The sequence below is a fragment of the Thiolapillus sp. genome, assembly GCF_048562965.1.
GTDB lineage: Bacteria > Pseudomonadota > Gammaproteobacteria > Chromatiales > Chromatiaceae > Thiolapillus > Thiolapillus brandeum_A.
The window spans coordinates 1-1,599 of the sequence record NZ_JBHNMF010000694.1 but is presented as its reverse complement, the minus strand read 5'-3'; the positions used below and the strand labels follow the sequence as shown (position 1 = coordinate 1,599).

Annotated in this window: 2 protein-coding genes and 1 pseudogene; all 3 read right to left on the bottom strand. The window is 57.9% G+C overall.

The window, feature by feature from the left end:
- Positions 1–127 precede the first annotated feature (127 nt).
- Positions 128–241, bottom strand: a pseudogene (locus ACOCD2_RS19260) (DMSO reductase); the annotation flags it as partial.
- A 24-nt stretch (positions 242–265) separates the two neighbouring features.
- Entirely contained in the window at positions 266–988 is a 723-nt protein-coding gene (gene soeB, locus ACOCD2_RS19255; RefSeq protein ID WP_293650071.1) for a sulfite dehydrogenase subunit SoeB, read from the bottom strand.
- Positions 985–1,599, bottom strand: a 615-nt coding sequence (locus ACOCD2_RS19250; protein WP_293653151.1) for a molybdopterin dinucleotide binding domain-containing protein, incomplete at its 5' end; no start/stop codon positions are given. The genes soeB and ACOCD2_RS19250, both read right to left, overlap by 4 nt.

Sequence of the window (1,599 nt, the reverse complement as noted above, 5' to 3'; positions counted from 1 at the left end):
AGGATTGGCACAAAAAACAACCGGAATTATTCAAAAAGAAAATCTATGATCTATCGGGACTTGACACCACTACAAGAAAGACCAGGCTCACGACGGAACCCGTCGCATAGAACGCCAGACTGTCCTAGGGCTGCAACAGATTCGCAAGGGAATAGACCTGACCGGTGACCAGAGCCAGGAACAACCCCTGGCCAACGCCAATGAGTGTGGTGAGGAATATGACCGAAAATGCTGGATGCATGCAATTCTCCGAATATGAGCCTGATCAGAAGGAAACGTCGTCCAGGGTTTCGCCTTCCGCTGCCGGAAGCGGAGCTTCCTTCTTCAGCGGGTTGTCCGCCCTCTCCAGTTCATCTTCGAAGATCTGGATGCGGGTCTTGCGTCGGGGCAGATAATGATTGGCGGGTTTGGTGCCCCATTCGGGCATGAGCTGGTAAGCGCCCTGCTCGCGAATGGCCATGGAGACCTCTGAATCCGGATCGTGAACATCACCGAACAGGCGTGCACTGGTAGGACACGCCAGCACACAGGCCGGTTTGCGCTCGGCCTCCGGCAGGGCATCGTTGGTGATGCGGTCGATACACAGGGTGCATTTCTTCATCACCTTCTGGTGCTCGTCCAGTTCACGCATGCCGTAAGGACAGGCCCAGGAGCAGTACTTGCAGCCGATGCACTTGTCATAGTCCACCAGCACCACGCCGTTGTCCTCACGCTTATAGGAAGCGCCGGTGGGACACACGGGGACGCAGGGCGGTTCCTCGCAGTGCAGGCAGCTCTTGGGGAAATGCACGGTTTCGGTCTTGGGAAACTCGCCCACCTCGAAAGTCTGCACCCGGTTGAAAAAGGTACCCGTGGGATCCCTGTCATAGGGACGGTGATCCGTGAGTGGTCCTGCCCAGCCGGAGGTGTTCCATTCCTTGCAGGAAGTCACGCAGGCATGACAGCCCACACACACGTTCAGATCGATTACCAGCGCCATCTGTGTCATTTGGAAATACCTGCTTTCTTGCGGAACACGCCTGCAAAATAGGCCTGCCAGCGTCCCTTGCGGAGCTGCTGACCCGGCAGGGCGCGCTGCGGAACGAACTGGGGTGAAGTCACCCGAGGTTCCTCCGGACCCGCCTTGTACACCCGTACCCGCACGTCGAACCAGGCTGCCTGGCCGGTAACAGGATCAGAGTTTGACATGTGTTCTCCCGCTTCACAGGCAGGCAACTCTTCGGAGATCACATGGTTGAGCAGAAAGCCTTTCTGGGATTCGTTCGCCCTGGGCGTCAGCCCCCAGGCTCCTGCCGCCTTCCCGATGGCATTCCAGGTCCACACCGTACCCGGCTCCACCGCGTTGGAAAAGCGCGCCATGCAGCGCACCTTGCCATGGGGAGATTCGACCCATACCCAGTCACCGTCATGAAAACCGCTGGCCTTGCCCAGCATGGGATTCACGAACAGATAATTGTGGGTATGAATCTGCCGCAGCCAGGCGTTCTGGCTGTCCCAGGAATGGTACATGGCCATGGGCCGTTGAGTGAGCGCATTCAGGGGATAGGTCTGCGTGTCGATGAGCCGCGATTCCAGGGTTTCGTGATAGAAAGGCAGGGG